We start from the raw sequence: 25,242 nt of genomic DNA on the forward strand, positions 1-25,242 counted from the left end.
GCAAAAAATTGCAGAATTTTGTAAAAACGTTGCAACCAAACTGATCCGTAACGAGAGATTAACCAACATTGGCTAGTCTTTTGATAACAGAGAATTGCGCTAAGCGCCGGACAATTTGTGAGTATTGCGTTTCATGTCCACAATATCAGCACGAGATCAGGCAGGTTCTGCCCGTTTGGGGGCGTCGCGTTCGCGCCACCGAACGGTTAGCGACGCGCGCCAACGACTGACCTCTAGTTCTGGCACAAAAGCATCCTATGATTTTGAGTTACTAAGCGAATATGCAAACACCCGCAACTCGGGTGCCTGGGGCATGCCGGTTTTGGTGATCGCACTTTCGTTGTTGGCGCTTATCTGGGTGGAGCCACTGGTGGTGGCCATTTGGGCTGGCGCGGTGGTGTTGACCCATTTTGGTGTTGTTTTAACTTGTCGTCATTTTTTGAATTCAGAAAAGAGCGAGTTTGAAGCGAAACGGCATACAACCACTTTTATCATTATTGAAGCCTTCTATGGCCTTGCTTGGGCCAGCCTAGCCATTTTTCCCATTATGAATCAGAGCCAAGATGTTCTGGTCATTGAATGGGCGATATTGATGGTGGGTATTGCTGCAAATGCGATTTCTAGCCGAGCGATCCCGTCTGCGACCTTTGCAAACTCCCTACCCGCTATTCTGGCTGTGGGTGCAACATTGGTCCTTTCCGGTGGTATACTAAGTTATGCACTGGCGGTCTTGGCCATTGGTGGCGGCGTATTCTTCAACTATCTGGCGCGCACTCTGCACAGCTCTGCCTTAAAGACTATCGAACACAGAGCGGAAAAAGACTCTCTGATTTTTGAACTTGAAGAAGCCAAGTTGATGTCAGACGAAGCGCGGCGCGACGCAGAACAAGCCAATATCGCCAAGTCACGGTTTTTGGCGACCATGAGCCACGAATTGCGCACCCCCTTGAATGCCATCATCGGCTTTTCAGAGGTCATGAAGTCTGAATTGTTGGGCCCAATGGAAAACCCGCAATATAAAGATTATGCGGGCGACATTCATGCATCGGGAGAACATTTGCTCAACCTCATCAATGAGTTGCTAGATTTATCACGCATTGAAGCGGGCAAATACGATTTGAACGAAGAAGCAATTTCGCTGGTCGATATCGGTGAAGACTGTCGCCGGATGTTGGAAATTCGTGCCCGCGCAAAAAGCGTCGAATTGGTAGCCGAATTTGACTACGACATGCCCAAACTTTGGGGCGACGAGCGCGCCATTCGCCAAGTTTGCCTGAACCTTTTGTCAAATGCCATCAAGTTTACACCTGAAAGTGGACGCATCATCTTCAAAATTGGTGCTGGCGAAGATGGCACACAAATTATGTCTGTGCGCGACAATGGCCCAGGCATCCCTGAAAATGAAATCGCGACCGTATTGTCTTCATTCGGTCAAGGATCATTGGCCGCAAAAACCGCAGAACAAGGCGCGGGCCTTGGTCTTCCAATCGTTCAAAAAATCATGGAATTGCATCAAGGGCGTTTCGATTTATTCTCGAAACTACGCTTTGGAACCGAAGCCATCGCAAGCTTCCCGAAATCTCGGGTATTGAATGCGATGGCCCCGGTGGTCAAAAAGACCAAACTTGAAATCTACAAAAAAGCGTAAGCCAGTTTAGCTTGCAGATTTGCCCGCAACGGCGGCTTCTTCAAAAGTCGCCATGTTGTTGTGAACGTGCAAGGCGGTTTTAACCACTGAAGCGGCAATGGCTGCACCAGATCCTTCACCCAAACGCATGCCCAAATCAAACATTGGTTTTTTGCCCATTTTAGCAAGGACGTCACCATGCGCCGCTTCAGCTGATTGATGCGCGAAAATGCAATGATCAAGAGCCATGGGGTTCGCCGCATATACAACGGCTGCAGCGGCAGTTGCCACATAACCATCTATAATCACAGGTATTTTGTTGTGTCGAGCCGCTATGATGGCGCCCACCATGGCAGCGATTTCGCGCCCACCAAAACGAGCAAGGGCGTCAAACGGCGTATTGAGATGTTCCTTGTGCAGTTCCAAGCCCCGATCGACGGCGGATGCTTTGCGCGCTAGACCCTCATCATCCACGCCAGTGCCGCGCCCTACCCATTCGTCACCTGTTCCACCAAACAATGCGGCATAGATTGCTGCAGCGGACGTCGTATTGCCGATCCCCATTTCACCAATACACAATAGATCAGGTTTGCCGGCAATTGCTTCCATGCCGTATGCCACCGTCGCGGCACAGGTTTTATCGTCCATTGCTGCTTCTTGGGTAAAGTCGCCCGTGGGCAGTTCAAGCGCCAATTCAAACACGCGCAAGTTCAACTCGTGCAGTGCGCACATTTGAGAAATCGCTGCGCCACCATTGGTAAAATTGGCCACCATTTGAATGGTCACTTCAGGTGGAAATGCGGAAACACCTTGTTTGGTTACGCCATGATTACCCGCAAAAATGGCAACCATTGGGTTGTTCAGCGTGGGCTGGCCACTTTCCTGCCAACGAGCCAAATGCTCAACCATTTTTTCCAATTCACCTAGAGAACCTGCTGGTTTTGTCAATTGTGCGTCTCGCGCACGCACTTCATCCACAGCTTGTTCGCTGCCCAAAGGAAGAAGTGCCAACAATTCTTCAAAATCGGCAAAAGGACTTTTTTCTGATGGTTGGGACATGCTATCGACTCTTAGCTCTAGTTAATGGGGTCGCTCTTCTTACCCCACCCATGAGGAAATGCAATTGACCAAAAGCCCTAAAGTGTCTGCACCCGAACCCAGAAACGACAATCGCGGCAATGGGTCACAAGACCAGACGAAAACCAATGTGGTGGATGCAATTCTGTTGGGCTTGCGGTTTTATTCTCGTTTGCCGACCGGAGAAACGGGCCATGATCGATTTGATTTTGCGGCCATGGTGCGACCATTGGCGTTCCCCAGTTTGGTCATTGGCGCTGGCCCCGCGTTTGCGTTGTTGTTTTTGACAGTGCTTGGCATGCCCTCGCTCTTTGCAGCAACCATAGCGCTCGGATTGTGGGCTGTGATTACTGGCGCCATGGCCGAAGACGCCTTCGCCGACGCGATGGATGGTCTTTTTGGTGGCCAGACGGTGGCGCGTAAACTGGAGATCATGCATGACAGCCGCCATGGCACTTATGGCACTTTGGGCATTGTTATTCCTTTTGCGCTGAGGGTGTTTTGCCTTGGCGCATTGGCAGCTGCTGCACCGCTTGCCGCCGCGGCAATTTGGCTTGGCTCAACGGTGCTCGCGCGCTCTGGTGCGACTTGGATTGCCCATCAATTGCCCCCTGCCCGTGCCGACGGCATTTCAGCACAAGCGGGCAGTTTGCCTGCACGATCATGCTATTTTGGCATAGGACTGGCGGTATTTGTTTCATTCTTTTTGATGGTGCCGCTTGGCGGTCTGGGGCGATGGATCGTTGGGATCGCATTTGCAACCATTGCTTTGATCTTGTGGCGACAATTGTTGGTCAAAATAATTGGCGGCCAAACAGGCGATACCATCGGTGCAGCCCAGTTAATACTTGAAATTGCCATATTGTCTTCCTTTATGTTTGGTATGGGGCAATAACCGCGCAATTCGCGCTACCAAGGAGACGATGATGCTTTTCATCGGCATGGCCCTGATTGTTTCAGTGGCGCTGGCACTTTTGATTTCCGCAGATGTTGGGGCCATGATTGGGCTCGGGCAAGACCAGTTTGGTCAATTGGTCATTCTTGTGGCTGTGTTGGTGCTGGTTGCCGGCGGCAGCTTTGGCCGACGCATACGTTTCAACGAAATGCTCTCTGGTGCCATCTTATGGGTTGGCATATTTGCGCTGGCGATATTTGGTTATAGTTTTCGCACCGAACTCGAGCAATATGGCTCCCGGTTTTTGTCCGAACTGAACCCGGGTTCCGCCTATGTCAGCGAATCGGGCGACGTCGTGCGCTTTCGCCGTTCGATGGGCGGATCATATCTGGTTGCTGGTGACGTGAATGGCAGCAAGGTAAAGTTTATTTTTGACACCGGGGCAACATCGGTTGTTTTGACCTTTGAAGATGCTAAACGTGCGGGAATCGATATTGAGCGGCTGCGCTATAATGTGCCCGTTAGCACCGCCAATGGAGAGGCAAAAGCGGCCTTTGCGACCCTAAATCGCATTACAGTTGGCAATATCGAACGCAACAATATCCCAGCCTTTGTTGCACAAGATGGTTTGCTGGACACAAGTTTATTGGGCATGAGCTTTTTAGAAACGCTCACGTCTTACACGGTTTCAGGCGACGCTCTGGAATTGCGTGACTAGCTGGCTTTTGCCAATGCCACCCCGGCAATCAAAATTTCAAATGCCTCAGCAATCAATGCGGGGCTGGCACCCGGTTTTACGGCCTCAACAGTGAGCAATTGGCGATAGCGGCGCGCGCCGGGTTTGCCAAAACCAAGGCCCAACATGTGGCGCACAATTTGATTCAATTTTGCGCCCTTAGTCATTTGAATTTCAGCATAATTCATCATCACTTCACAAAGTGATTCAAGCGAAATTGACGCGGTCTCGTCATTGAAAAACTGCTCATCCACATCGCGCAACAGCCCTGGGTTATGGTAAGCGGCGCGGCCAAGCATAACCCCGTCCACATGCTGCAAATGGGTGTGACATGCCTTTAGTGTTTCAATGCCGCCATTGATCATTAGTGGCAAATCGCCCACATGCTTTTTGAGGCGATAAACCCGGTCATAATCAAGCGGAGGCACCTCGCGGTTCTCTTTTGGCGAAAGGCCTTTTAGCCACGCTTTGCGGGCATGCACATAAAGAGCGTCAACTTCCGCCTCGAGCATGTGGTCAACGAAAATGCGCAAGTCATCTTCGCTGTCTTGATCATCGATTCCGATGCGGCATTTAACCGTTACGGGACGATCTGTTGCGTCGCGCATGGCGCGCACACAGTCCGCAACAAGCTCTGGCTCAGCCATCAGACACGCGCCAAACTTGCCAGATTGCACGCGGTCAGAAGGACAGCCAACATTGAGGTTGATCTCGTCGTAGTTGAACTTTGTGCAAAGGGTAGTTGCGGCAGCCAATTCCTTTGGGTCAGACCCACCAAGTTGCACAGCTATTGGGTGTTCAACATTGTCATCATAGTTGAGCAACCAATCTGCGCCGCCCCTGATCAAGGCCGCACTGGTGACCATTTCGGTAAACAGCAATGTTTGGCGCGACAGCTGACGATGGAAAAACCGGCAGTGGCGGTCTGTCCAATCCATCATCGGGGCAACTGAAAATGTCCTTGCTTTGGGGTCCAAAACTTTTACCTTGGCGTTTAGTGATCACAATTGTGCCGGGTTATAGAATGAATGCGCTGCAAATGCAGCAGTTTTTTGACCACGTTGCTTGTCGCCCGGGAGGCAACTTATGCTCAAGAGCTTATTTGAAGCTGGAATCAATGCGGTTTTTGGGGAAAACACCGTGCAAGACGCACTTTTGCGCCTTCCCTTAGCATCCCCAGTGCATGTCTTGGCGATCGGCAAAGCTGCAGCTTCAATGATGCAGGGCACTGTTCGTGCTGAAATAGAATTTGAAACTGCGCTTCTGATTACAAAGAACGGGCACGTGGACCGATCAAAATTTGCGCCAAATATTGAGATTATGGAAGCGGCGCACCCGCTGCCTGATCAATCCTCGCTTGAGGCGGGGGCCAGGCTTTTGCAATGGATCAAAGCGCTCCCACAAAACTCTACCCTGCTTTTTCTTGTTTCCGGTGGCGCGTCATCATTGGTGGAAGTCCTTGTTCCCACGGCCACGGTTGATCAGCTGGTGTCGCTCAACAAAAAAGCGATGGCCCAAGGGCTTGAGATAGGTGAAATCAACAAGCAGCGCAGCGCCATTTCCGCGATTAAAGGCGGCAAATTACTTTCACACTTTGGTGGCCGACAGGTCTGCACTCTTTACATTTCAGATGTTAGAAACGACGCCATTCAAACCGTTGGCTCAGGCATCGGATCAAGCCCGCTCGCGGCCAACTTTGCGTATGAGTGCCATTTGGTTGGCTCCAACGCACTTGCGCGTGACAAAATCGTTCTGGCTGCACAAGGCCAAAATGTTCATGTTGTGGAAAATGAAGGGCTTTTGTTCGACGATGTGACCGCCTTGGCCCCAATGTTGGCCCGACGGGTCTTAGAAGGCCCAAGCGGTCTATATGTCTGGGGTGGCGAAAGCACAGTGCAATTGCCGCAAGTGCCCGGGGTTGGTGGGCGCAATCAAAGTCTTGGTTTGCTGTTCGCAAAGGAAATCGCCGGACAGTCGGGCATAAATGGGCTGTTCACTGGCACCGACGGCACCGATGGACCAACCCCTTTCGCGGGTGCCCTTGTAAACGGATCAACTTTTTTTGCGCAGCCCGGCGCACAAACAGCCTTAGACACAGCGGACAGCAGCACATATTTAAAGAAATGCGGCGCGATATTCGAAACGGGACCAACGGGCACAAATGTGATGGACTTAGCTTTGGTGTTTAAAGATTAGTTCAGCATCTCATTTTGTCAAAACGTCTGCGCTGCGTTCAATAAGATCCGGCACAAACAGTTTTTGCAGTTTTTCAGGGGCCTCGCCGTCGAGCAACCGCAGCATAAACCGACCTAGCATTTCGCTGGGCTTTGAAATGGGCAAATAGCATGTAGTGATTGGGGGCGTGAAATATTGCGACACTTTGAGATCGTCGGTTGCGATCACCACAGCGTCTTTGCCGTGCACCAGTCCGCGCACATGAAAGCCAGAAAGCACCCCGAGAGCCGTTGCTTCGTTTGCGCAAATATAGGCCGTTGGCGGCTCGTCCAGCGTCGACATTTCAAACAATTGCTCCCGCCCAAATGCCGCCGTTAAACGACCATTGGCCATCAACGCAGGGTCTAATGGTAAGCCAGCGCGCTCTAATGCTTTTTTGTAGGCGTTCATACGTTCTTGGGCGTACATCAACTCAGCGTTAGCATCGAGCATGGCCAGGCGTTTGTGACCTTTGGCGATCAAACGATCCACACAGATTGCAATTATTCGGCTGTTGTCTGTATCCACGAAGGCATGCGGCTGCGACACGGCGCTTGTTCCATAACTCACAAATGGAAAATCTTGGGCTTGCATATATTTGATGCGTTCATCTTGGGGTCGCGTGCCCGAAATGATAATGCCATCCGCTTTGCGGTTGACCACAATGCGTTTGATGGTTTCCAAGCTCTCTTGAAAACTACCCACTTGATATTGCACAACACGATAAGGCGAATGCTCAATGGCATGGTTTAGGCCGCTGATCAGATGGGTATATCCCACGCCGCCCCATTCATCATCTTGAGGCGACGCGATGATGGTGACCATGGCGATTTGATATGTTTTACCTGTGCGCAGTTGCACGCCGCTGATGTTGAGTTCAAACCCAAGCTTTTTTGCAACATCAAGAATTTTGTCTCGTGTGACGGGACGCACTTGGTCAGAGCCATTCAAGGCTTTTGAAACGGTTGCCGTCGACAGGCCAGTTTCTTTGGCGATGGTCTTAATGGTTGGCCGAGGCGACATATCAACTCTCAATTCAGGACCCGTTCTGGTTAGCTAAAATTTCGCGTAAACGCAAATAGACAGCCGAGGTCCAAGCAAATGCCGGGTCGCGCAACCCTGCTCCGTCTATGGCGTCAAAATTCTCAGCCATGCCGGAAGTCTCACAAAGGTGAGTGAACCTGTTTGCCACCTTATAAGCAAGCCGTGTTGCATTTTGCGCCATCAACCCGTCAAAAAGCAGCATTGTTGTTGGGGCCCAGATCGGGCCGCGCCAATAGCCATCCGGTGTGTAAAACGCACTTGATGGATTTTCGGTGGCAGGCCCCCAATTCGTCAAAATCCCTGACGATTCAAGTTTTGCAAGGAGTGCATTTGCTATCTCCTTCGGTAGTTTTTCACCCAGGAGTAGCGGCATATATTGGATGAGACTGTCACCCGGCAGTGGCGTATGCGGGTCAGCTTGTTTGCGCGCGGTGAATGTTTCACCGTTCCATAGTTTTTCGACCAACAAACCGATCAACTGATCTTCAATCGATCGAAAGTTTTTTGCGGCGGCATCGTTACCATTTTGCTGATGCATTTTGCTGATTGTTCGCGCAGTTAATGCCAAAAACGTTGGCAGATCAGGCCCTTCGACGGGACCACCTTGCGCAAAAAAGCTAGCATTGTCCCACCCGCTGTCATTGCCGTGCGCGTAGCTTGGCAATTGGGTATTGTCAGCTCGTGTGTTGGTCAGCCAATAGGAAAGCTGGCGTTCAAGCTTTTCGCGCAAATAGTCTAGCTGATCCTCGTTGAAGGCTTCAGGGTTTCCACCCATGATGTGCTCTATCGCCCAACCATGTACGGGCGGCTTGGTGAAGGCAAAAGAGGCCCCCTGATCATGCACATAATCGGGCAATAATCCGCTGTCGTCTTGCTGGTCGAAAATGACGGCAAATTGATCGAATGCCAATTGGGGATGACGTTTGGCGACGCCAATGGCTGAAAATGCATTGTCCCAACTCCAAATGTTGATCATTCGGTTTTTGGACATATAGATCGCTGGGGCGCTGAGTTGCCCGCCTGCGGGCACGGTATTTGCCCAAAGTAGGTAAGAAGCGAGCTTTGCTGCCTCCGCCATCTGCTCGGCGCCACACCAGCGCGCAAATTCCCGCTTTGCGCTGGCTCGTGTTTTTTCAAAGCTATTGGCTGGCATATCTGGACACAGCCGACGATGCAGAATTATTCGCCCCTCAAGTTTTTCTCCAGAAAAGCATATGGCTACATTTTGGGCGTGGTCCGTGCGCCATTGGCCATCCACGCGCACAGCGCCCTCAAAGGCCTCTGGCGTCAGTTTTAAGTTTTCGCCGGCTGCCACCACACAATCACGACCATCATGCGCCTTAAACGCATAATCATAGCGCGATCCTTCCAAGCAAAAGCGAACCTCAACATACTCTGCTTTAAGGTACAGCACTTCACCTTCGCCAATTGCAAAAGCGGCCTTGCCGATCTGAATTTCCCCTCGCATCAGCGTAACATCCAAGGCCCCAGGGGAAACTGAAAATTGGGGATCGAGCGCAATTCCCTCTGCGTCAAAGAACTCAAGCCGGCAAAGATTGCCAAATCTGGGGCGTTCATCACCACCAGCCACAAAACGCAAGAAACATTGCTTCTCACTATCATTGGCCGATCTTATCATCGACAGCGTGGTAAACCTTTGGTGGCGTGAAAAGGGAACCTTTGCAAAATCAAACAGCGCCATGCCTTACCCTTTCACAGACGAACCAATTGCCCCATTCATAATGTAGCGTTGGGCGAAGAAGAACAGGATCAAAGGTGGAATACACAGAATGACAGTGATCGCTGCGATTGAGGTGATGTCGGTTTCGTGCAAGCCTTTGAACATGGATAGACCAAGCGTCAGCGTATATTTGGACTGATCATTTAAATAGATCAGCGGACCCAAATAATCGTTCCATGCGTTCATGAAATGGAACGTACCCACCAGCACCAAAGCAGGCATCATCAGGGGCAAATGAATGCGCCAATAAATCTGCCATGAATTAGCCCCATCCATTCGAGCGGCCTCATCAATCTCCACCGGCACTGTCATGATATATTGGCGGAGTAGGAAAACAAAAAACGCATCGGCAAAATAAGCTGGCACAATGAGCGGCTTAAGCGTGTTGATCCACCCAAGCATATTGAACTCCATATAGAGCGGGATCATCTTTACGTCCCATGGGATCATCATGGTGGACAACAAAAGGATGAAAATCGCATCGCGCCCCTTAAAATGAAACCGTGCAAAGCCGAACGCCACCAACGAACTTGAAAGCAATTGCCCAAATGTTGAGAGGACCACCACAATCAGCGAGTTTTTAAGATAGATATCAAATGGTTGTTTAAACCAGGCCGTGGCAAAATTCTCCCATTGCAACGCATTGGGCCAAAACACTGGGGGGTATTGGTATAGCTCGGGAATGCTTTTTACAGCGGTTACAAAGGTCCAGTAGAACGGCATGATGAACAAGGCGGATAGAAAAATCAGTACGCCATAGGTAAGGGCTCTAACCATCTGCATTCTCCTTGTTTTTCATTTCGCCCTCATAATAAACCCAGGCAGAAGACGACTTCATCACGAACAATGATAGGGCCAAGATTATCAGGAACATGACCCAAGAGTTTGCCGCAGCGAACCCCATTTCAAAGTGCTTGAAGGCGTTGTCATAGATATACATGGCGAAGAAGTAAGTGCTTTCCAGCGGACCACCGCCAGTGAGCAGCAGCGCAATTGTCAGCTGCTGGAATGCGGCAATAATTGAGGTGATGAAGGTAAACAACAACATGGGGGACAGCATGGGGATGGTGATGAACAGCAGCCGCGCCCACGCCGGCACCCCAGATATTTTTGCCGCTTCATAAAGCTCTTTCGGGATTGATTGCAGCCCCGTAAGCAAAATCAACATGGTGCCGCCCAGCCCCCAAAGAGAGGCCACAACGATAGCCAAGAGTGACCAACTTGGGTCCCCCAGCCAGTTTGGCCCCTCTATCCCAGCAAGGCCTAGGAGGAAGTTCAAAATTCCATATTCATGGCTATAAATCCAAGCCCAAATTGTGACCAATGCCACGCCTGAAATAACGCTTGGTAAGTAAAAAATTGTGCGGAAAATACCGCTGCCTATTACTCGTTGATTGAGTAGAACAGCCAGCAATAATCCCAAGATAATATTGAAGGGAACAAAGAACAGACCGAACTTAATTGTAACCCAAAGACTGTCCCAAAAAAGCGGGTCCTGAGTCAGCATGATCTCGTAGTTTTCAATACCAATAAAGGTACGTTCCCCAACGACTGGCCAGTCGTAAAAACTCATGACCAGCGAGAAAAGAAGGGGCCCCAGCGTGAAGGCCAGGAACCCCAGGATCCAAGGGGAAATAAACAGATATGGAGTCAGCTTTTCGAGTGTTCGAGAACGCTGCGCTGCACTATCGGGATTGGTGCCCATATCATTACTCCCCCTTGGAATGGCTTAGTTTAGATGCCGTGCAGAGCGGGCAACAGCATCGTCCAGATTGGTCTTTGCATCACCTTTTCCGAGCATTGTCGCTTCGATTGCACGCTCGAGGTTGGTTTGAATTTTGCCCCAATTTTCATGCTTCAAGAACGCATTCGTCTCGCGATCGGATACCGCCAAAATGTCAAAGAATGGCTTGAAAACAGGATCGCTTGTCATGTTGAGTTCTTCAGCAACACTTGTGCGGATTGGCAAATCGTTGGTGCGCAATTTAACCGCAGCTGGTGAGGAGAAGAATTTCACATATTTCCATGCGAGTTCCAGATTCTTGCCGTCCTTGGCTACCGACATTGCTGATGCAGGCACAGACGAGTGAACCGGTTTATCGCCAAAGGATGGAAGGTGCGCGACCCCGTAGTTGATGCCAGCAGCTTCGATGCCAGCTTTGGACCACATGGCGCTCTGGAACATGGCGATTTTGCCACCTTTAAACAAAGCAGATGAAGATGAATTTTCGCCAACACCGACCAAAACCGCTTCTTCATTTCTCGCCATTTCAGCGAACATGTCCAAAACCTCAACGGCTTCGGGACTGTTCATGAAACCATCGATTGTCTTACCGTCTTGTGAAATAAATCGTGTGCCATTCGACCACAAGAATTGTTCAAAATCGAAAGGATCAGGCTTTGCCGACACAGCAATACCGTAGGTTTTGCCTTCTTTGTCTCGGAACTTAGCTGCTTTTTCGCGCAAGTCGGCCCAGGTCCAGCCTTCTTTTGGCTCTTCAACGCCGGCAGCTGCAAACATGTCTTTGTTGTAAAAGACAACATGGGTGGTGAACCCAGCAGGCATGCCATAAGCTTTTCCGTCAATGCGGGTGGTGTTTATCAACGCTGCTGGAATGTCGCTGAGGTTCATTTCTTCCGCGTCGCGTGCCATCAAATCGTCTAGTGGCAACAATGATTTGTAATATTTGGGGTAATTCCACATATACATGACATCTGGCGGGCTGCCCGCGCCAAATGCTGCGATGAGTTTTTTGTCGTATCCATCAGCATAAGATTCCACTTGAACCTTTACCCCTGGATTTTCGGCTTCAAACAGCTTCGCAATCTCATATTGGATTTCCAGATTCTCTTCGCCGTTCCATGTGGCAAAGCGGATCACGTCTTCTGCGACGGCCGTTCCGCCAATCGTGAGCGCTGCAACTGCTGACGCGAGCGCCAGCTTTTTTAAATTCTTCATTGGTCCTCTCCTCTTCCTGTCGCTTGTTGCGACCCTTTTTGCCGATCAATGAGTGATCGAGTCTCCGCATCCAAAGCACGCGGAATTGCCTCCCCTTCAGGATTGAAAATGTGACAATGCTGAGCAGGAAACCTCAAATGCACCCGGTCATTGGCGACCACTGGGTGGGTGCCACGGGTGATAACTGTGAATTGCTGGCCGTCATCTAAAGTCAGATGCACTTGGCTTTCTGTCCCCAAACGCTCAACCAAAACAACCTGTCCGTGAACGTGCGCATCTGCTTCACTGACGAATTCGATATTGTCAGGACGAACCCCAAGAGTGTGTTGTCCGGCAGAGGGCTCTTTGAGCTCGCTGCGCATTTCCACTGTAATGGGCAAACCTAAGGATTGACCGCTAATCTCGATTTGCCGCGCACCGACCGTTCGAGCATCAACTTTGAGGAAGTTCATTTTTGGTGAACCAATAAAACCTGCAACAAACAAGTTTTCTGGTGCATAGAACAATTCTAGCGGGGTTCCGAATTGAGCGACTTTACCTTTGTCCAAAACCACAACACGGTTGGACAGCGTCATCGCCTCCACTTGGTCGTGGGTCACATAGATCATGGTCACACCAAGCCGCTTATGCAGGTTTGCCAGCTCAACACGCATGGTCACCCGCAGGCCCGCATCCAAATTGGAAAGCGGCTCATCTAGCAAAAACAACTTGGGGTCGCGCACAATTGCTCGCCCAATGGCCACACGCTGGCGCTGACCACCTGAAAGCTGTTTGGGGCGACGTTTCAGCAACTCAGTTATTTGCAGAATGCGCGCGGCATTTTGCACCCGCTCTTCAATTTCGCGCCTTGGGACACCATTAAGCGACAAGCCAAATGACAAATTCTTATAGACACTCATGTGCGGGTAGAGCGCATAGTTTTGAAAAACCATCGCAATATCGCGTTTAGCTGGCTGCAACGTGGTGATGTCACGCGCCCCAAGGGTTACGGCACCCGCATCAATTCGTTCTAGCCCTGCGATCGAACGCAACAGGGTGGTTTTGCCACAACCGGATGGCCCCAAAAAGCTTACAAACTCTCCGTCTGCAATTTCCAGATCCACACCCTTAAGCACGGGTACATCACCAAATTTCTTGTGGAGCTGATTTATTTGCACGCCAGCCATTTATCACCCTCTTCCCTTAAGGCATTGCCAGAAATATAAACGTTTAACTTTTCAAGTAAAGTCCTCATTCAATTTCTTTTAGAATTTCTTTACATTGATTGGTGCTCAATTCGCATGATGTTCTGTCACCCCCTCAACGCACATACGAGCCGAGTGATATAAGCGGGAAAGCGTGGCCAACACGCTCGCTATGCTGACCAGATTGCTACGTCATATGGTGCAAGTTCATGCCCACCGACAAAAAACTGCGTGTTTTTTGGCACGTCAAGCTGTGCCGCCTGGTTGGCAAAATTGAAGGCAAACATCAGATTCCCCCGTCGAGTGATCCTTAAATTCGATGATGTTTTTGAACTTGCCGCCACACCTGCCCACCCGACCAACTTGGTCACAAGGGCATCGAGCAGCTCAGCGCTAAAATGGGTCGCCCCATACCAACATTTCTCACTGCCCACGAGCGCAGGCGATCCATCTCGAAAGTCCGATTGGAATGTGGCTAGCACCTTGTCGCCGGTCACTATTTGCTCGCGCCAATTGGTGACCTTACCCAACAAATCACCAATTTTTACGCGGTCACGGCCATATGGCGGCAACGATTCTACGCGCGTGACTTTGACGTCAAGCAAGCGCGAAAAGCTACCCGGCGGCAGATGCGCAGGTATGTGCATATCTTTAGATTTACTGCCTGTGCGGGCGCCCAAATAAACCTTGGCGGCGCATTTTTCTAACTTGTCGACAAAGTCATGATCGTCGACAATCATGTCTGGCACCACCACCAATTTGTACCCATCAAGGTCTGAATGTGGACCAACGATATCCACGTCAATATGCTGCCGTGAAAGTGCCGCGTACCAGTCCATCGCCACACGAGAGCTGGAATAGTCTTCTCCCTGGGGCAACGCATCGGCGGCCCATCGCGAGGGATAGTCAAGAACCAGCGCAACTTGCGCTTGCTGCCGCGCGCCAACTTCAGGCAATTTCGCAATTTCATGCGCCACCTGGGTGACTTCAATAAATGCCTGATCTGGCTCATTATTTGGCAACAATAGTCCAGCATGGAACTGTTCTTGCGCGAACTTTGATTGCCGCCAGCGGAAGTAGCAGACCACATCTACCCCATGCGCAAAAGCCAACCACGTCCAAAGCCTTACCATGCCATCCTGGGGCGATTGATTGTGCTTCGCCCAATTCACAGGGCCGGGCTGCTGCTCCATAATCCACACGTTTCCGCGCCCCACCTGGCGGTATAAGTCATTGTTGAAGGCTGGCTGATCAGGAATGCCTGTGCGCAGGCGCTCAGCCTTTTCATCCTCATCCATTCCCGAATAGACCAAAGCCCCCATGGGGTAACTATCCCAAGAAGCAAAATCGATATCCTGTCCAACCGCGTAGTGATCAAAATCTGTGTTGTGCCCCATGAAGTTGTGCGTAATGGGCCTGCCCGGCGACAGGTCGCGCAGCACATCGACTTGCGCCTTATTAAAACCCACCACTTGGTCAGATGAAAAACGATAGAAATCCAGGAGATGAGTTGGGCTCGGCTCTTCCACCAAGTTGTTTGGCAACTCAATTTGATTGAATGACCGATAGGCCATCCCCCAAAAACATGTACCCCAAGCCTCGTTCAACTTATCGATGGTTTGGTACCGATTGCGCAACCAATCTTGGAACGCCAAATGCGCACTATTCGAATAGCTATAGATCGTATTGTGGTCGCCATACTCATTATCGATCTGCCAAGCGCAAACATATTCGTTTTCGCCGTAACGACTTGCAAAATCTGTGGCGATGCGCACCGCATGCTCGCGATATATTTTACTTGAGAAACAATAGTGCCGACGCGCCCCAAACTTGCGAACATTGCCGTTTTCGTCGACCGGCAAGATCTCTGGGTGCTTATCGATCAGCCATTTTGGTGGCGCTGCGGTGGGCGTACACATAACAACTTGCAGACCCGCCTGCCCTAGCGTGTCGACTGCACGGTCAAGCCACTCCCAATTGAATTCGCCTTCAGCTGGCTCCACCAATGACCAGGTGAATTCCGCAATACGCACCCAACTCAGTCCCAACGACACCATTTTGCGCGCATCATCTGCCCACATTTCTTCGGGCCATTGTTCGGGATAATAGCAAACACCAAGTTCCAACATATACACACCCAATAAAGACTAACCGCCACCTTTTCCAACGGCAGCGGAATCATTTTCTCTAAAACTTTATCGCACAACACCTACAAAATATAAACGTTTATATTATTGTGTGCGGTTGTGTTTATGATCAAACGCCCAAGAAAATTATGCGTGATTTGAGCAAAGGATACGAAATATGAGTGTAGAAAAAAGGGGTTAGAAGCACCGACAGGCGCGAACAAACTCATCAAATAACGCAATATTTGAGGCGTCATTTGTAAGCTTTTCGGGGTGCCACTGCACACCGACGGCAAACTTGTGGCCAGGGAGTTCGATTGCTTCAATAATGCCATCTGGCGCGCGCGCAGAAACGACAATATTGTCTGTCACGCTAACGAGCGCTTCGCGATGAAATGTATTCACATCAATTTGCGATGCCCCAACAATTTGACTTAGCTTGCTGCCCGCTGAAATGCTAACGGGGTGCATGCGACCCGCTTCATCGTGTGGCATTGCTCCCCGCTCCGTCGTCAATAAATCCGGCGTCATCTTTGCGCCGTTCAGACAACCAAGCAACTGCATCCCCGCACAAATGCCCAACACCGGTTTATCAAGCGACAAAAAGCCCTCGATCAGCGCCTTTTCAATCGCCACCCGACCTGACGGTGGCGAATTGGACGTTAAATCACCAGCGTAACATGTATCCGCATAGGCAAAACGACCACCGGGACAAAGCAGACCATCCGAAAAGGCAATAACATCTGCTAGAATTTGCACCTCATATGGCACACCAAACGGCAAGCCACCAGCACGCACAATTGACGTAAAATAACCTTTTCCCATCGCATATTGGTTACCGCCCGAACTTGTGTTCTCATCCATCAGTACAGCAATATGCGGTTTGGTCATTTTGTTGCCCCGGCTCCCTCTTTTAAGCGCCATTTTGTCAATGGTGTGGCTAAACGCACTTGATTACAAGCGCTGTAGAAACGCCATGAGTTCAATTTGGCTCCTTACCCCCAACTTCGCCATCGCCGCCTTCATTTGGTTGCGCACCGTGTGAATGCTGACTTGCTTTTCTTCCGAGATTGCACGCAACGGTTTTCCTGCGGAAAAGCCATCAATGACTGCTGCCTCAGCAAATGTTAGCGAAAACTTGGACTGAAGATTCGCGAGCGCATTGTCATTGGGTAACTGCCGACCAATCGTTACCAACAGCGCAGGCTCGCCAATCGAAATTGAAAATGGAATTGGCGGATCAAATGGGTCCAGCTTTGCCATACGCACCTCGTACGGCCCAAGCGCCACATCAACGTCCAAACATATTCGTGAAACATTGGGCGCGTTTTCTTTAAGCCCCTCAAGGGCTGTGCGGAACTGCAACGCACAATTAACATCAACAAACCGATCTGCGCCGCCCAGGCCAGTGGCGATAATCTTATTGTCATCAAGAAAGCCATGCGCTGTTTCATTGGCATAGATAAGGTTTGCCTGAGCGCTCACAACAAGAACTGCTGAAACGCCTTTTCTGGCTTGTCCTTGCATTCCGGCGAGCCTATCGAACTTGTCTTGACCAACAATGGTGGACATTGAAAAGGCTTGGCGAATGTGCGGCGCCAAGGCTTTAACTGTATCAACCCAGTTATCATTGACTTGATCTTTGTCGATGCGACGAATGTTTGCGCCCAGAACAACTGCTCGGGCAGAATTTCTGGCGACAACCATAGCGAGTCCCTTCAGTATGTCCTCTTGGGGCCTCAACCACTCGTTGTAAAACATGGACTGCTCTACTCTTCGACGTCCTAGCACATCATCAGACTCCCAAACTCTGCCCATTGCCAGGGTAGGCATTGAAGAAATCCATAAATCATGGCGGCAGTAGTGTTCATTGTAGTTATCAAAAAACTCTGGCGCTAAGTTGGGTGTAACTGGGGAAAATGGCACCTGTGTTTCATGGCCTACGGCAATCATATAGGATTGAGATACGCCGGTAATATAGGAAAGTTTCGAAACGAACTCAGACCATTTCGAATGATCGAGTGTTGCCTGATAGACTACGTTGGTAAGTTCTGAAAATTGATTTAAGTTCATCGCCATAAGTGACAAAGCCTAATGAAACTGACGTTGAGATCGCCAAACTTGTTCACTTTGGTTCTATTTAATTTTCTCCAGGTCTTCATTTAGCCTTCCTACCAACGTTCACAGATCTCGCAGTTTGCAAACCAACTGAAGCTGACTTTTGACACCGAGTTTGGACATCGCCGATTTAATCTGATTGCGCACCGTATAGATGCTTACTCGCCGACCATCTGAGATTTCTCGCAGAGTGCTGCCAGCACAAAAGGCGCACACAACCGACACCTCAGCCGCCGAAAGGTGATGTTTGTGGCGTAACACCGCGTCGTTTTGCGCCTCGGAGCGCAGCGGCGACAGCGCAACGAGCAGATGTGGACTGTTTAAAGTAAATGGAAATGGCAAGAGCGGATTCGACGGCGAAATGCGCATGATGCGCATCTCAAATCCGCCGATTGTTGGGTCAAATGATGTTTGGTGCTGAGATATATTATGATCTCGTCGTCGCATGCTGTCCAGCGCGCAACAAAGCGCTATATTCAGATCTATCGCATTGAACCTGAAGCGGCTGCTCATAGACCAACGAACAGGCCCACCCCCGTTCAGCAGTTGCTCACCTTTTGTGTTTGCGTATCCAAGATTAGCGTTTTCGTCGATAATGAAGATTGCAGATTTGTGTGGACCGAGCGAAGGGCCCGTTGTGCCAATATCTGATAGGCTTTGGTCTGCAACAATGCGATTGAATTCAAATGCGTGACGAATATGAGGCTGTAAAATTCTCAAAGCATTCAACCATTTGGCTTCGAGTTTTTCCGTATCTTTGCGCCGGATATTGCCACCAAGCATGATGGTTCTGCTGCCGCTCTTGAACAGCATTACACCACCGCCAGCGCATACATCTTCTTGCGGCTTAACCCAGTCATTGTAGAACTCAGTTCGCTCCAGCGCTTCAAGTCGCATCATATCTTGAGAATGGACAACTTCACCTTCATTGGCCTTTGCAAATCCAGGCGCCCACGCGTTTCTTTTGTAGAAGTGTTTTAAATAGATATCGATCGCTTCATCGGAGTAGCCATGACCGATCATATTTAGCGTGAGGTTCGATTGCGTATCAAATCCAAACATATGGGTCTTTAAATCACCGGTGTGTTTTGACAATGCCGCGATGAATTCTTGCCACTTTGAACTATCCAACGCCGCCTGAAACAATACTTCAGTTACTTGCGAGAACTGATGAATAGTTAAAGGCGCTTCGAATTTCATTTAACCAATCTACAAATAATTGAAAAATCCTTAATCCATAGTCTAACTGGATCATGCGCAAATGCAATAGATGCGCAATCCTCTCTTTATGGCTGTTTTGCTTTGTTCTCGGCGATCGCTTCACGTGTGAACTGAATAAAAACGGCTGCCTACATGACTTTTGCCACACAACCTCAGGTCGCACCCGCGAGTGTTCTGAGCAAGTGAGTGGCAAGTTTGATTTTACTTTTAATACCTAGGGAGGCAAATATGTCCGTAGAATTACTTACAAAACTATATGTTGGATACTACAATCGCGCACCTGATCCAGTAGGGTTAGAGTATTGGGAAGGTCAACTTGGAAGTGGGATGAGTGCGTCACAAATCGCGCAATCGTTCTCTGTGCAGGAAGAATCGAAGGCAAACTATCCATATCTTGCTGATCAAGACGCGAATGATGCCCAAGCATTTATCGCCAAGATCTATCAGAACCTTTTCAACCGCGCACCAGACCCTGAAGGGCTGGAATATTGGACGGGCCAGTTGGAAGGCGGTTACCCCATTGGCTCATTCATTCTTGCGGTGATTAACGGTGCCCGCAATACAGAAGATGGCAACGACAAAACCATGCTCGAGCAAAAAGTGAGTGTGGGCATAGCCTTTAAGGACGCTGAGACCGGTAAGGACAATCCAAACGTCATTGCCGATGCAAAAGATGTGATGTCGGATGTAAACCACACGGATGCGTCGGTTAAGATGGCACTTGGCAAAATCGCGGACGGCGCAAGCGGCGCGACAACGGTTTTCAACGGTAGTGATCTGGGTGACATTGAAGATGGCACCCTGCTCTATGATGGCAACAAATTCACCAACAACCAACCGGGTGAACAACCAGAAAGCATATTGGTGACAAATGGCGCCGATTTTGAGATGTCTGGTATTCTTGCACTGGGCGGCGCCAAATCTGAACTCACAGTACGTGGGGATGGGTCTTCCGCAAACTTCAAAGCAACATTTAACGATGATGATCGCTCCGATTTTGGCCGATTTTCTGGTGATCACTCAACAGTCAACGTTGCCGACGGCGCCACACTGACATTTGGCAAAGGTGTGAAATTTGGCCTCTTGAGGACCGAAGACGACGCTGGAACAGCGGGCGGCGCATCAACTGCCGAACTCAACATTCTTGGCGGCGGTAAGGTCTTTATCGGCGAAACCGCAAAATTTGCAGACGATGGGGAAGACGATGGCGGCGACAAAACCGCAACATCCAAAGTCGATATTCTCATCCATGGTGAAGGATCCTTGCTGGATATTGATGATCAAGTCAGAGCAGGCGGTTCTGGCGGCGATGTCACATTTGACATTCGAAGTGGTGGCAAGTTGGATGTTGCGAATGACTTCCGTTTTGCGCGCTCGACTGACTACAATCCAGACATCGGGGGCAAAGGCGCACTTGAAGTTCGCGGCGCAACGTCTTCAGTTGAGGCGGGCCGGATAAAGTTTGCACTGGACAAAGGCGCTGTTGGCAGCATCTTTGCGGATGATGGTGCAACCATTCAAACTGAGCGGGTGGACGCTGGTGGAATGGGCGGCAGCGCCAGCATCAAGCTAACCGATGGCGCGAAAATCATTGCAGAACGCTTGGACGTTGCAAATGGTTCTGGGTCCACTGCTACGGTAGATGTCCTTAGAGGTGCCAAGATTGAATTGAGCGATAATCTATCAATCGGGCAATTCAACAATGGGTATGCCGATGATGAAGGTATCTCGCTCAGTGTCCCCGATGGTGCAACCAAGGTCGATTTCACAATTGCTGACGGCGGCGTCGTATCTGTTGCTGGGCACATCAATGCAGCGGCGCGATGGGAGTTGGACGAAGGCATTGTGGCTGGAAATGAGAGCGCGGAAGTGAACCTGACCGTGAGCGGCCAAGGTTCCTTGCTCGAATCTAAATCCGATTGGTCGAACTTCGGACTATCGAAGAACGGCGTTGCAAACGTCAAAGTATTGGACGGTGCCAAGGCGATACTTGGACAAGGTGCAAACTTTGGTCAAAACTCAGACAAGCACGATCAGTTTGGCGGCGAAGGCAATCTAACGGTCTCAGGCACTGGCTCAACAGTCCAATTCATTGAAGATAGCAATAAATCAATGAATTTTGGCAGCGGACAGAACGCAGTCGGCACGCTCACGGTGTCAAACGGTGCCCAAGTCGACCTGCAGCAAATCGAAGCGGGTCGGGAGGGCGGTGCCTCTACAATTACTGTTTTAGACAATGGCATGTTGAACCTAACTGAGTTGACCGCGGCAAAGTTTTCTGGCTCGAGTGCAACAATCAACATCTCCAACGGCGGCATGATTGAATTGGAGAACCGCCTTGATCTCGTCAACTTTGCATTTGGTGACATCTATGATGACGGGGGCTCGGGTTTTGGCATTGCCAATGCAGCATCAACTGCCAACCTCAACATCACAAACGGCGGCGTTCTAAAACTTGGCGCACATATTGATGCGGCAACCCGCTGGGAAAACAAAGAAGGCGTGGATGTTGGGACCGAAAGCGCGCTTGTTAACATCAACGTTTCAGGTGCTGGTTCAAAAATTGAGTCTGCCAGCAACACGAGCTACTTTGGTGTGTCCAAAGATGCTGTAGCCAACGTGAATGTTACGGATGGTGGTTCCATTGTGTTTGGTGAAGCTGCTGTGTTTGGCGATGCTGCCGAGAACTTTGATTTAAAAGGTGGCGAAGGCAATCTAACTATTGATGGTCCTGGATCAAGCGTTAGCATTGTTAACGACGGTAAGGCGAAACTAGAGTTTGCAAATGGCGAAAACTCCGTTGGCACACTGACCATGACAAACGGAGCGAGCATTGTTCTCGACGCCATGAACAGCGGAAGCCCTAGTATTATCCTGGCAAGACAAGAAAGCTCAAACGCTACGATGAAAATTTCGGGTGCAGGCACATCTGTCACGCTGAAAAATGACAATCCGCGTAATCTCCCGGATCAACCAGACAGCGAAAATGGTCGCCTTGAAATTGGCCGCGCCGGAAAAGCGGTTGTTGAAATCACCGATGGTGCGAGCTTCACCAACACTGAGAACGGCTTGATCTGGATTGCGGGTGAAAAAGGTGGCAGTGGTTCGCTAACTGTCAGTGGCGAGGGCACGACGTTCAACTATGGTGGTTCAATGGTCGTTGGTAGTTATCAAGGCGATAGCGAAGCGATCGTCAATTTTACCAACGGTGCCACGATTAACAACCTAGGGAGCTACCAATCAGCTGGCGGTCAAATTTTGGACGGTATCTACCTAGATGAACATAACGGTACAATACTCACTATTGACGGTTCAGCCAAAGTGAACAGCGATCTTAGCATGGAGAACGGCAACTTCATCGTTTCTGCGGCCATTGAGACCGTCAATTTGAACGGTGCCCTCAACCAAAATGGCGGCGAGATTGATCTGCAGATCGCAAGTACAACGTCGCACGATAAGTTGGTGACCACGGGCAGTTCGACACTAAAGGGTGAGTTAAATATCGCTTTTGAAAATGGCTTTGCCGGTGCTGCTGGGGATAGCTTTGAGCTGTTCAACGCCACATCGTTTGAAGTTGGGGGCGATTTTAAGCTGGATGTGTCCGGTTTGGGTGCGGGTCTGGACGCCCAGCTACAGGTGAGCGGCACCGTCGCTTCGCTTGTGCTATTTGATAGCCAGGTCGCGGACTTCGCTATTATCTAGTCTCCCTAGGGCCAGACCAACACGCCCGCGCTCCCTCGGCGAGAAGGAGCGCGGGCTTTTATATGCGATACTGAATTATACCGGGCAAACTTTACCGGTTAATGGGATGCCGCGTGAAACGGTCATGGCGTTGGGGCTAAAATCAACGGCGCTGCGCTCAATTTCGGCCAAGTCTTCAAGCGAAGCATCTGAATCAATATGGATTTCATATTGAATGCCAGACATTTCCACTTTTGCGTCGTCGCGCAGGTTCAAAAAGCCAGCCAAATCCAAGCCGCCTGTCACTTTAACGTTCAGGCTTTTGATTTCGATTTGTTTGATTGAGGCGTGCACCACAAAACCAACCATGATGCAGGCACCAACGCCCGACATTAGGAATTCTTGTGGTGTTGGGCCTTTGCTTTCCCCTAGCAATGCTGGTGGCTCATCCACAACCCAAGAAAAATCGCGCGGGATTTCTTCACCGCCCACATTCATGGGCAATGTGGTGACATTGGCGCGCACGCCAGACTGCCAATTGAGATTTACGCCATAGGTGGCGATGCCGGCTGATGGGGTTTCGCTGATGGCGGCTTTTGCGCCCTCAAGACCCTCTAGGTCGATATTATTGAGCATGATATTCCCTTCAAACTCGCTTTGAACATGAATTGGCGCACCAGCGCTGCGTTTAAGCAAAGCGCAGGCGTGCTGCACCACGCACAGAGCATGTTGTGAAGGGCTTCGTCCCGCCATCTCAAGCAGATGTGAGGGCCGGTTTCAACAAACCGCGCCCCTTCTCTACTTTGTGAAGGCAAGGTTCATTTTCTAATCAGCGGAAATCGCATTGCCCGCAGGGATTAGTTTCAACTTCTCGTTGATTTCGTGTAACGCCAATCGAAAGAGCGCTTCAAGCGGCAATGTGTGGCCACTTTCTTGCTCACGCAAACGCACCCGCGCCCAGATCGCATCATCACGCACCGCATCCAGAAAATCATGGCCATGCCAGGTGAGCGAATGGGGATACCAAGGCGCTGAATTGTCAAACCCATGGCCTTCAATCGCGTGGATCAAATTGCCCTCATGCATCATGCGCACGTGCTGAAAAATCGTGACGTCATCATAGTCTTTATGGGGCAAATGGATGGTGCCCGGCTCATCGTCCACAGAGTTCTCAATCGCAATCAAAATGGTCCGCACAAGATCCATATTCCGCTTCATAAATCACCCACTCCTTTTGCCCTAACGGGGTTAAGGATAGGGAATTTTGCGTAGGAGTGCTTTGCGGTGGATCAAGTGCCACCCCCGCGACAAACCACCTCACCTACCTAACGAGAATTGACAAATATCAATAATTTACTCATCTTCGATTTATGGCCACTTGCTCTCGCCCATAAATCTAGAGGCGATCAAGGGATGAAATGCCACGGGTTAGCTCGTGGTTGTCTCTTGAGGGTAAAGGTGGAATCCCAAAATCCCCTCAGCGAAAACACCCACGGGCTCAATGTAACAATTGATACGTGGAGATACACATGACACATCACTCATCAACCAACGAAGTTTGGGCCGAGCCGTTTAAGATCAAAATGGTGGAGCTTTTGAAGGTCACCACCAAGGAAGACCGCGAAAAGGCAATCGTTGAGGCGGGTTACAATACGTTTTTGCTGAAGTCGGAAGATGTTTACATCGATTTGCTGACAGATAGTGGCGTTGGTGCCATGTCTGACCGCCAGTGGGCGGGCATGATGATGGGCGACGAAGCTTATGCGGGCAGCGCCAATTTTTATCATCTGGAAGCGACGGTACAAAAATACTATTCGTATAAATATGTGGTGCCGACGCACCAAGGGCGCGGCGCGGAAAACATCTTGTCGCAAATATTGATCAAGCCGGGTGATTATGTGCCGGGCAATATGTATTTCACCACCACGCGGTTGCACCAAGAATTGGCAGGCGGAAAATTTGTAGATGTGATTATTGACGAAGCGCACGACCCTGCGTCCACGCATCCGTTTAAGGGCAATGTGGACATCGCAAAATTGGACAAATTGGTGGCCGAAGTTGGTGCCGACAAAATCCCTTATGTGTGTGTTGCTACAGCGGTGAACATGGCAGGCGGACAGCCTATATCTATCGCCAATATGAAGGCATTGCGCACATGGTGTGACAAGCATGACATTATGGTTGTGCATGATATGACCCGCGTTGCCGAAAACGCGTATTTCATCCAGCAGCGTGAAGACGGATATCGCGAAAAATCAATTGCTGAAATCGTGCATGAAATCTGCTCACTGACCGATGCGGCCACCATGTCTTCAAAGAAAGACGCGATGGTAAACATTGGCGGTTTCTTGGCGATGAACAGCGAGAAGTTCTATGAAGAAGCCTGCAACTTGGTTGTTGTTTACGAAGGTTTGCACACATATGGCGGTATGGCGGGCCGCGACATGGAAGCTTTGGCCATCGGCATCACAGAGAGCTTGCAAGATGCGCATATGCGGGCCCGTGTGGGCCAGGTTGAATATTTGGGCAATCGCTTGATTGACCGCGGTGTGCCGATTGTCAAACCGATTGGCGGGCACGCGGTGTTTCTTGATGCGCGGGCCATTCTGCCGCACATTC

At 50.1% G+C, this 25,242-nt stretch carries 20 protein-coding genes; 6 read left to right on the top strand and 14 right to left on the bottom strand.

Going from position 1 to position 25,242, the window contains the following annotated elements; genetic code table 11:
- Positions 1-133 precede the first annotated feature (133 nt).
- A complete protein-coding gene (locus Q0231_RS06445; RefSeq protein WP_299346519.1) occupies positions 134-1,648 on the top strand; it encodes an ATP-binding protein in 1,515 nt (504 codons plus the stop codon).
- A gap of 6 nt (positions 1,649-1,654) precedes the next feature.
- Here Q0231_RS06445 and cobT read toward each other — a convergent pair whose 3' ends face one another.
- Complete coding sequence (cobT, locus tag Q0231_RS06450; RefSeq protein ID WP_269392184.1) at positions 1,655-2,686, bottom strand: nicotinate-nucleotide--dimethylbenzimidazole phosphoribosyltransferase; 1,032 nt, start codon at positions 2,684-2,686, stop codon at positions 1,655-1,657.
- A gap of 64 nt (positions 2,687-2,750) precedes the next feature.
- Between cobT and Q0231_RS06455 the strand changes: the two genes are divergently transcribed.
- On the top strand, positions 2,751-3,599 hold the full coding sequence (locus Q0231_RS06455) for an adenosylcobinamide-GDP ribazoletransferase (protein ID WP_299346522.1): 849 nt from the start codon (positions 2,751-2,753) through the stop codon (positions 3,597-3,599).
- Positions 3,600-3,627: 28 nt separating this feature from the next.
- Complete coding sequence (locus Q0231_RS06460) at positions 3,628-4,317, top strand: TIGR02281 family clan AA aspartic protease (protein WP_299346525.1); 690 nt, start codon at positions 3,628-3,630, stop codon at positions 4,315-4,317.
- Here Q0231_RS06460 and dusA read toward each other — a convergent pair.
- Positions 4,314-5,312 carry a tRNA dihydrouridine(20/20a) synthase DusA gene (gene dusA, locus Q0231_RS06465; protein ID WP_299346528.1) on the bottom strand — a complete coding sequence of 333 codons (999 nt, stop codon included), beginning with the start codon at positions 5,310-5,312 and terminating at the stop codon, positions 4,314-4,316. The two genes, Q0231_RS06460 and dusA, sit on opposite strands and share 4 nt — an antisense overlap.
- 109 nt (positions 5,313-5,421) lie before the next feature.
- Here dusA and Q0231_RS06470 point away from each other — a divergent pair, with 109 nt between their 5' ends.
- Entirely contained in the window at positions 5,422-6,531 is a 1,110-nt protein-coding gene (locus Q0231_RS06470; RefSeq protein ID WP_299346530.1) for a DUF4147 domain-containing protein, read from the top strand.
- Positions 6,532-6,540: 9 nt separating this feature from the next.
- Here Q0231_RS06470 and Q0231_RS06475 read toward each other — a convergent pair whose 3' ends face one another.
- From Q0231_RS06475 to Q0231_RS06520, 10 genes are all read right to left on the bottom strand, one after another.
- Positions 6,541-7,572, bottom strand: coding sequence for a LacI family DNA-binding transcriptional regulator (locus Q0231_RS06475; protein WP_269392189.1), 1,032 nt, complete (start codon positions 7,570-7,572; stop codon positions 6,541-6,543).
- A gap of 13 nt (positions 7,573-7,585) precedes the next feature.
- Positions 7,586-9,295 (bottom strand): trehalase family glycosidase, encoded by a 1,710-nt coding sequence (locus Q0231_RS06480; RefSeq protein ID WP_299346534.1) that lies wholly within the window; start codon positions 9,293-9,295, stop codon positions 7,586-7,588.
- A gap of 3 nt (positions 9,296-9,298) precedes the next feature.
- Positions 9,299-10,111: a carbohydrate ABC transporter permease gene (locus tag Q0231_RS06485; protein WP_299346536.1), complete on the bottom strand. Its 813-nt coding sequence runs from the start codon at positions 10,109-10,111 to the stop codon at positions 9,299-9,301.
- A complete protein-coding gene (locus Q0231_RS06490) occupies positions 10,104-11,039 on the bottom strand; it encodes a sugar ABC transporter permease (RefSeq protein ID WP_269392192.1) in 936 nt (311 codons plus the stop codon). The genes Q0231_RS06485 and Q0231_RS06490 overlap by 8 nt, the downstream gene beginning before the upstream one ends.
- Positions 11,040-11,063: 24 nt before the next feature.
- The gene (locus Q0231_RS06495) at positions 11,064-12,293 is read right to left on the bottom strand and encodes a sugar ABC transporter substrate-binding protein (RefSeq protein WP_299346540.1); all 1,230 of its coding nucleotides are present in this window, start codon (positions 12,291-12,293) and stop codon (positions 11,064-11,066) included.
- Complete coding sequence (locus tag Q0231_RS06500) at positions 12,290-13,459, bottom strand: ABC transporter ATP-binding protein (protein WP_299346543.1); 1,170 nt, start codon at positions 13,457-13,459, stop codon at positions 12,290-12,292. The genes Q0231_RS06495 and Q0231_RS06500 overlap by 4 nt, the downstream gene beginning before the upstream one ends.
- A 188-nt stretch (positions 13,460-13,647) precedes the next feature.
- A complete protein-coding gene (locus Q0231_RS06505) occupies positions 13,648-15,606 on the bottom strand; it encodes a beta-galactosidase (protein WP_299346546.1) in 1,959 nt (652 codons plus the stop codon).
- Positions 15,607-15,801: 195 nt separating this feature from the next.
- On the bottom strand, positions 15,802-16,494 hold the full coding sequence (locus Q0231_RS06510) for a gamma-glutamyl-gamma-aminobutyrate hydrolase family protein (RefSeq protein ID WP_299346549.1): 693 nt from the start codon (positions 16,492-16,494) through the stop codon (positions 15,802-15,804).
- Positions 16,495-16,557: 63 nt separating this feature from the next.
- Positions 16,558-17,310, bottom strand: a complete 753-nt coding sequence (locus tag Q0231_RS06515; protein ID WP_299346552.1) for a LuxR C-terminal-related transcriptional regulator — start codon at positions 17,308-17,310, stop codon at positions 16,558-16,560.
- 474 nt (positions 17,311-17,784) lie between these two features.
- The gene (locus Q0231_RS06520) at positions 17,785-18,921 is read right to left on the bottom strand and encodes a helix-turn-helix transcriptional regulator (protein WP_299346555.1); all 1,137 of its coding nucleotides are present in this window, start codon (positions 18,919-18,921) and stop codon (positions 17,785-17,787) included.
- Positions 18,922-19,170: 249 nt separating this feature from the next.
- Here Q0231_RS06520 and Q0231_RS06525 point away from each other — a divergent pair, with 249 nt between their 5' ends.
- Positions 19,171-22,644, top strand: a complete 3,474-nt coding sequence (locus Q0231_RS06525) for a DUF4214 domain-containing protein (protein ID WP_299346558.1) — start codon at positions 19,171-19,173, stop codon at positions 22,642-22,644.
- Between the two features lie 75 nt (positions 22,645-22,719).
- On the opposite strand, the gene Q0231_RS06530 is transcribed toward Q0231_RS06525, so the two are convergent.
- Together Q0231_RS06530 and Q0231_RS06535 are read right to left on the bottom strand one after the other, a co-directional pair.
- The gene (locus Q0231_RS06530) at positions 22,720-23,259 is read right to left on the bottom strand and encodes an OsmC family protein (protein ID WP_269392200.1); all 540 of its coding nucleotides are present in this window, start codon (positions 23,257-23,259) and stop codon (positions 22,720-22,722) included.
- 189 nt (positions 23,260-23,448) lie between these two features.
- Entirely contained in the window at positions 23,449-23,841 is a 393-nt protein-coding gene (locus Q0231_RS06535) for a DUF2513 domain-containing protein (protein WP_299346561.1), read from the bottom strand.
- Between the two features lie 311 nt (positions 23,842-24,152).
- Here Q0231_RS06535 and Q0231_RS06540 point away from each other — a divergent pair.
- The coding region (locus Q0231_RS06540; protein ID WP_299346564.1) for a tryptophanase at positions 24,153-25,242 on the top strand (1,090 nt) is incomplete at its 3' end.

Origin of the sequence: uncultured Maritalea sp., assembly GCF_937139385.1 — a bacterium.
GTDB classification, from domain to species: Bacteria; Pseudomonadota; Alphaproteobacteria; order Rhizobiales; family Devosiaceae; genus Maritalea; species Maritalea porphyrae_A.